The organism is Streptococcus sp. HMSC064D12 (assembly GCF_001837205.1).
Taxonomy (GTDB): domain Bacteria; phylum Bacillota; class Bacilli; order Lactobacillales; family Streptococcaceae; genus Streptococcus; species Streptococcus salivarius_D.
In genome coordinates, this window is the sequence record NZ_KV831744.1 from 31,857 (window position 1) to 38,875 (window position 7,019).

The 7,019-nt window shown below is 38.7% G+C and carries 5 protein-coding genes; 3 read left to right on the forward strand and 2 right to left on the reverse strand.

Going from position 1 to position 7,019, the window contains the following annotated elements:
- The first annotated feature begins 42 nt into the window (after window positions 1-42).
- Complete coding sequence (locus HMPREF2697_RS05990) at window positions 43-1,980, forward strand: DUF2207 domain-containing protein (protein ID WP_070849980.1); 1,938 nt, start codon at window positions 43-45, stop codon at window positions 1,978-1,980.
- Between the two features lie 167 nt (window positions 1,981-2,147).
- Here HMPREF2697_RS05990 and HMPREF2697_RS05995 read toward each other — a convergent pair whose 3' ends face one another.
- Together HMPREF2697_RS05995 and HMPREF2697_RS06000 are read right to left on the reverse strand one after the other, a co-directional pair.
- Complete coding sequence (locus HMPREF2697_RS05995) at window positions 2,148-3,437, reverse strand: hypothetical protein (RefSeq protein WP_045769105.1); 1,290 nt, start codon at window positions 3,435-3,437, stop codon at window positions 2,148-2,150.
- Window positions 3,427-4,275: an ATP-binding protein gene (locus tag HMPREF2697_RS06000; RefSeq protein ID WP_239499683.1), complete on the reverse strand. Its 849-nt coding sequence runs from the start codon at window positions 4,273-4,275 to the stop codon at window positions 3,427-3,429. The genes HMPREF2697_RS05995 and HMPREF2697_RS06000 overlap by 11 nt, the downstream gene beginning before the upstream one ends.
- A 594-nt stretch (window positions 4,276-4,869) precedes the next feature.
- On the opposite strand from HMPREF2697_RS06000, the gene HMPREF2697_RS06005 reads away from it, so the two are divergent.
- Together HMPREF2697_RS06005 and HMPREF2697_RS06010 are read left to right on the forward strand one after the other, a co-directional pair.
- The gene (locus HMPREF2697_RS06005) at window positions 4,870-5,841 is read left to right on the forward strand and encodes a thiamine pyrophosphate-dependent dehydrogenase E1 component subunit alpha (protein ID WP_004182555.1); all 972 of its coding nucleotides are present in this window, start codon (window positions 4,870-4,872) and stop codon (window positions 5,839-5,841) included.
- A gap of 24 nt (window positions 5,842-5,865) precedes the next feature.
- A complete protein-coding gene (locus HMPREF2697_RS06010) occupies window positions 5,866-6,864 on the forward strand; it encodes an alpha-ketoacid dehydrogenase subunit beta (RefSeq protein WP_013990622.1) in 999 nt (332 codons plus the stop codon).
- Window positions 6,865-7,019 lie beyond the last annotated feature (155 nt).

Genomic DNA, 7,019 nt, shown 5'->3' on the forward strand with positions numbered 1-7,019 from the left:
TGGTGTTGCACCTGCTTTTTTAATCTTTGAAGGAGCAAAATGATGAAAAAGATACTGAAAGGTCTTGTTAAATATGTTACTTTAACTGTTTTGTTAGTCTGTTTTCTGCCATTGTCTTTGCATCACGTCAAAGCTGATGAGGTAGAGTATAGTCTCCCTTCCTATGTTGGTCATCTTTCAATTCATGATGATGGTAATGCGACATTTACTCAGGAAGTGACTTATGATTTTGATAGTGATTATAAAGGTCAGTATGTAACCTTGGGGAAAATTGGTGGTTATTCTATTATGGATGATCCCAAGGTTTCAGCAACTGTAAATGGGAAAGAAAAAACAGATATTACAGTTGAAAAAACAGACTCCTATGAAGGTGTTAAACTCAAAGTTTATAATTCAGGTTCAGATGGTGATAGGGTTGTCCTCAAAGTTACTTGGCAGATCCAACACCTATTGAATCTATATTCAGATATTGCAGTTTTAAATTGGTTTCCTATTTCTGATTGGGATAAAGGATTTGGACAAGTTGACTTCACAGTTGATGGTCTGGATGCAAGTCAAGGAGAGCTTTACGCTCACGCTGGCTATTTTGGAAAAGACCCACAGGTTAAGCGTACTTCTACAGGTTATCAGGTTCATGTAGACAATTTACCAGCATCAGGTAAATTGGAATTACACGCCTACTGGCCGATGACCAGTGCTTTACGAGAAAATAATCAGGCTTACTTATTAAATAAGACGAATAAGGCAGACTTTCTAAAAAAAGAAGCAGATATCAAGAAATCTAAAGAAAACTTTCGACGCATTTTTTATGTCATCTTACCACTTGTGATCTTAAGCTTTGTTCTTATTGGTATTTTCTGTTACCTCATTGTTCTTTATAGCACTAGGATGCCTTCTTTCCCTCGAGATGCCCGTCTTTATGAAGCCCCTCAAAATTTAGCACCTTTGGTCCTAGCCAAGAATGTTTATAATCAGTCGTTCGACAAAACAGGTCTAAAAGAAGAAACGGGTCCTCTGAAGTTTAAATATATGGTACAAGCTACCATCCTTGATTTGATTGATAGAGGTCATCTCACCTATAGACAAGAAGGTGATAGTAATATTCTGACACGTATTGAAAAGGAGGTGCTCTCTTCATTTGAAGTGTCTTTCTTGGATATGTTGTTTGATGGTCGCATGGAAATTAGAGATACGGAAATGTTCTCGCGCTATTATCTTGATAAAGATGGCTTAGAAAAACAATTTAAGAGTGCTAGAACAAGCTATGAGCGTGAAGCAATACGTTCCCAAGGAAAACGTGTCAAATATCAATTCACTAATGACGGCTATCAAGTAGCAAAAGGCGTAGAAAAAGAGGAATTTGCGCTTGGACTTCCTAAAATTTATAGAGATTTTAGTCCGAAAGAAAAGACATTTAACATATTGGGAGTAGCAGCTTTGGTACTTTCAATGGTGCTTTGTATTCTTTCAACCTTGTTCTTATTTGCTGCTTTTGGATCAGGACTTGGTTTTTACTATATTCTTGATCTTCTACCTATAGCAGGAGTTACGATTTTATTCTGGTACTTAGTGAAGAGACGTCGTCAGAGATGTCTTGATGCAACTCAAATTTCAACCTTTTACCAGTGGCATAGCTTTAAAAATATGATTAAGAGTATTCCTAGTTTTAAAGAATCCGAACTAGAATCTGTCATCCTATGGAATCGTATCTTGGTTTATGCGACACTCTATGGACAGGCGAAAAAAGTTAGTGATGTCCTAAAACGTTACAACATTCACCTCAGCAATCCATCTCTAGATGAGTTTACTTATTCAGCAGCACCGTTTATCATGATGAATAATGTCAATTATCTAGAATCTTACGTTTCTGCCTCAGATAGCGTAAGTAGCTTCTCTATCAATTCGAACAGTGGTAGTGGCGGCTTTGGAGGCGGTGGCTTCTCTGGTGGTGGCGGAGGAGGCGGAGGCGGTGCCTTCTAAGCTACACTAGTCGGAGTTTACTATTTGTAGAGACACTCAGTCTATATGATTTTGGGTGTCTTTTTGTATGTCGAAGAATTATCTTCGTTCAAAAATGCTAGGAAGTTTGAGAGTGAAGAGATAAAAAGCAACAAAAAAAGAGCCACCGGCTCTTTTTCAATATCATCTTAATATCCAGGTTCAAAGATTTCAATTATTTGAGTCAGATAACCTGCATGTAAACCGATACGATAGTCAACATTTGGCAAAGTCTTAACCAACTCATTCAGTTCTTTATCTTTGCTAACCTTATCAGCCAAAACTGGTAATTCAACGACAAGGAGTTGCGAGTGATCTAGTTGGAGGTAACTACTGTTGACCTTGATATCAGGACGAAGTAGTTTAAATATCGCTTTATCCGAAGCTTGGAGCAGTTGATATAAATCTAAGTCAGGTAAAGGAATCTCACCAAACTGAGGACTGATATTAATGGAGATATCGACATGCGACGCTCTCATTTCCAAAATACGATTTGAAAGAAAACTTGCTATTATTGGATTGCTAAGCTTATCCAAGTGTTCTTGAGTCTCTGGATTACCAATGCTAGCATTGTCCGTTTTATAAATTTCAAGTAGGCTAGTAGCTTTGGCGGTATCTTCATTTTCCAAGGCAAGAGAAACGTCCTTGAGATTTTTTTTGAATAGGTCGAAGGATTTTTGCTTTTGCGTGATAATTTGGATAAAGGATTTGCTGTAGTTAGTCATAGTTCCCAACAATTTATGACGTTCTTTGTTCAGCCTATCAATAGATTGTTGGTGGATAGCCTGGTTCCAATTGTAAAAATCCCATAGTAGTAGAGCAATATATAGAACAAAGATAACAGAACTATTAGCATTGACCTTGAAAATTATTTCAAATAAATTTTTAGGGTCATTGGCTGTTGGAAGAATGCTGTTAAGACCATGGATAACAGTAAAGAAGACATAATAGACAGCAAGGAAGGCAGTGCTTCGCAACCAGTTACGTCTAGCCCAAGCCTCGTCAAGACTACTCATCTGACTTAGGTCTACAGCGAAGATTTTAAGCATTAGGTAAATGATTAATGGAGCTAAGATGTAGGTCAAGATATGTAAGTTAGTGTCGAGGGTAATATCACCTTTGATATGTAAGACGTGAGGGAGAATGACAATTGAAAGTAGTCGTGTAGCCATATCAAAAAGGATAGTTGGATAAAAAGCGTAAAGCAATCGATGATAGAAAGAACGCTCTTTGACAAGGGCCAAATCAGCAACAAGGAAGAAAAGAGGATCTATAACGATTTTTACGAGACTAAAATAGGATGCTGCAGCTACATAGGACAAAAATAGAAGTAAGAGGTGTCCTCGCAGTGGCTTAACCTTAGACATAGTCTGGTAGAGGTACCAAATAGAAATGAAACTAACAGCCTGTAAGAGAGGATTGATAATATTAGTAATCATTGTAACCTCCTTTTGTCATGTCAATCTCGATTTGTAAGCGGTAAATACCAGCACGTGTATTTGAAACAATGTTAACGTTTGAATATGTGGATAGGATGCTGTTGACGCGTTTTAGTTCGGGATCAGAGAAATCAGATGTAATGGCAGAATCTTCTTTAGTGCTTGAACTTTCAACGACAAAGTGTTGACTATCCTCATCTTTAAAATAAGCATAGCTAAGGTATTTCTGTTCACTATCTTGTGCTTGGACAATGACATGATCCAAGATCGTTGAAAGGCTATATACCCAATCTAAAGGATAAATAGGATAAACGGTAATGGGTTCTGGGACCTCCATACTAACCCAAACATCCAATTCTTTTGCCTTTAGGAATTTAGCTTCAAAGATGACTCGCAAATCAGGAAGTTTAATATTTTCAAGTTTATCTCGATAAAAATGATCAATCTTCTTATCTAATGGATTCGGAGTCAGCAAGTAGTCAATTAACTCCTGAGCTTCCTCGTTTTGTTTGAAACGGATGATATCGTAGAGATTTTCAGCTTCGTCCTTGATAAAGAGCTCTTGGCTAGTCTTTTTCTGGTACCAAGTATTGATGTTCTGGCTTGATTTTTGAAGAAGCTGAGAATGTTCCTCTTGAGCTTCTTGTGTTTGTGCACTGAGGTCCTTTCTATAGAGATTAACCTGTCCAGATAGAATCAGAGCTGTAATAATAAGAAAGGCAATAGTAAAGTGAATGTTTGTTGAAAGAAGTTCAGAAGCAAAGTAGATAAAGGCTAGGCCACAAAGGGCGACAGAGGTTGATTTGTACCAAGGTCTCGCTTTATCAATTTGCATCATTCGAGAGTAGTCCACTTGAAGAAGGGCACTTTGGGCAAACCATAGTAAAAACGCAAGAAAAAGTATAAATGGACCAGCATAATAATAATCTAGGACAGAAGGGAAAAAGATTGGAATAATCAGGAAAATGACCAGTCTCACCATTAAGGCAAAGGTGAAAGGTATAAAGAAAGTCTCCAAAATGGTGTGTCTCAGATTTTTGTAAGATTTGTTAGCTAGAAGAAGTACAAGTCCAATAAAACCGGATTTTGGAAAGGAAATACCAAAATAACTAGAGGCAAAAATTGCTAAACCTGCTAAAATAAGAATCCAGTATCTAAGGGGTCTCTGTGTGGTCACTTTGAAGATAACAATTTGTAAAATAAAAGCTATACATGCCGTAAGCCCGTGAACGATGACGTCACTCAATGTCCAATATTCTCCTATTCGGGTAAAATCTATACAATTATATCATAATGCGCTTAAAAAAAGCATACGGATTGCCTATAAGTGATAAGGTTGTAAGGCTTTTCATCTTTCAAGCATATTTCTTGCTCATTAAGTTTTTTTAACCTATCCTAGATGTATAGAAAAATTTCGATAGAGGAGATCGATATGGTAAAACTTTCTAAAGAGACACATCTTGAGATGTTCACTAAAATGGAACGTATTCGTGAATTTGATTCACGTATTAATAAATTGGTTCGTCGTGGTTTTGTTCAAGGGATGACTCACTTTTCAGTTGGTGAGGAAGCAGCCAACGTTGGTGCTGTTCAACACTTGAGCTATGACGATATCTTCTTTTCAAATCACCGTGGTCACGGACAATCTATCGCCCAAGACATGGATTTGAATAAAATGATGGCAGAACTTGCTGGTAAAGCAACCGGTGTTTCTAAGGGCCGTGGTGGTTCTATGCACTTGGCAGACTTTAAAAAAGGTAACTATGGTACTAATGGTATCGTTGGTGGTGGTTACGCTCTTGCCGTAGGTGCAGCCCTCACTCAGCAATACAAAAAAACAGGAAACATTGTTGTGGCATTCTCTGGAGATGGCGCAACCAACGAAGGTTCATTCCATGAGTCAGTCAATATGGCAGCTACTTGGAAATTACCTGTTATCTTCTTTATCATCAATAACCGTTATGGTATCTCAATGGATATCCATAAGGCTACAAATACACCTCACCTTTATACACGTGCGGAAGCTTATGGCATTCCTGGTTTCTACTGTGAAGATGGTAACGATGTTTTGGCTGTATATGAAACAATGGGCAAGGCTGTTGAGCATGTCCGTGGTGGCAATGGTCCTGCTATCGTTGAGGTAGAATCTTACCGTTGGTTCGGTCACTCAACTGCCGATGCGGGTGTTTACCGTACTAAGGAAGAAGTTGACGAGTGGAAGAACAATAACGATCCTATTATTAAATACCGTGACTATCTCGTTGCTGAAAATATCGCAAGCGCTGAAGAGTTAGATGCTATCCAAAGCCAAGTTAAGGCAGAGGTTGATGCAGCTTATGAGTTCGCCCAAAATAGCCCAGATCCAGAACTTTCAGTTGCCTTTGAAGATGTATGGGTAGACTAAAGAGAAAGGTTGAGGAATACAAGTATGAGTGAAACAAAATTGATGGCCTTGCGTGAGGCAGTAAACCTTGCTATGAGCGAGGAAATGCGTAAAGACGAAAATATCTTCCTTATGGGTGAAGATGTTGGTATCTATGGTGGTGACTTCGGTACGTCAGTTGGTATGTTGGCAGAGTTTGGTGAAAAACGTGTTAAAGATACACCAATTTCAGAGGCTGCTATCGCTGGTGCAGCTGTTGGGTCTGCCATTACAGGTCTTCGTCCAATCGTTGACTTGACTTTCATGGACTTCATCACGATTGCCCTTGACGCTATCGTTAATAATGGCGCAAAAAACAACTACATGTTTGGTGGTGGTTTGAAGACTCCTGTAACCTTCCGTGTGGCATCTGGTTCAGGGATTGGTTCTGCGGCACAGCACTCACAATCTCTTGAGTCATGGTTGACTCACATTCCAGGGATTAAAGTGGTTGCTCCAGGTAATGCTAACGATGCTAAAGGTCTTTTGAAATCTGCTATTCAAGATAATAACATTGTTATTTTCATGGAACCAAAAGCACTTTACGGTAAAAAAGAGGAAGTAACACAAGACCCTGATTTCTACATTCCACTTGGAAAAGGTGAAATCAAGCGTGAAGGAACTGACCTTACCATTGTCACATATGGTCGTATGTTGGAACGTGTTCTTAAGGCTGCTGAAGAGGTGGCTGAACAAGGTATCAATGTTGAGGTTGTTGACCCACGTACGCTTATCCCACTTGATAAGGAATTGATTTTCGAGTCAGTTAAGAAGACTGGTAAACTTATGTTGGTCAATGATGCTTATAAGACTGGTGGATTCATCGGTGAGATTGCTGCTATGGTTACAGAAAGTGAAGCGTTTGATTACCTTGACCATCCAATTGTACGTTTGGCAAGTGAAGATGTGCCTGTACCTTATGCGCGTGTCTTGGAACAAGCGGTTCTTCCAGATGTTGAAAAGATTAAGGCTGCTATTATCAAGATGGCCAATAAAGGAAACTAACTTTCTAGCGACGGTTAAGTGATATTTCTCGCTAGTAAAATGTGTTTCTTGTTTTAACTGTGGGAGTATCGGAAATTATAATTTAAAGTAGAAAGGAGAGGGCGTTAAAGCGTTTGAGTCAATTTGAACTCGAACGAAATGCTTCGGAATTTAGA

What these genes read in the sequence shown, in the direction of transcription:
- HMPREF2697_RS05990 (WP_070849980.1), top strand. Translation starts at nt 43, where the DNA reads ATGAAAAAGATACTGAAAGGTCTTGTTAAATATGTTACTTTAACTGTT.
- HMPREF2697_RS06010 (WP_013990622.1), top strand. Translation starts at nt 5,866, where the DNA reads ATGAGTGAAACAAAATTGATGGCCTTGCGTGAGGCAGTAAACCTTGCT.
- HMPREF2697_RS06005 (WP_004182555.1), top strand. Translation starts at nt 4,870, where the DNA reads ATGGTAAAACTTTCTAAAGAGACACATCTTGAGATGTTCACTAAAATG.
- HMPREF2697_RS06000 (WP_239499683.1), bottom strand. Translation starts at nt 4,275, where the DNA reads ATGATGCAAATTGATAAAGCGAGACCTTGGTACAAATCAACCTCTGTC.
- HMPREF2697_RS05995 (WP_045769105.1), bottom strand. Translation starts at nt 3,437, where the DNA reads ATGATTACTAATATTATCAATCCTCTCTTACAGGCTGTTAGTTTCATT.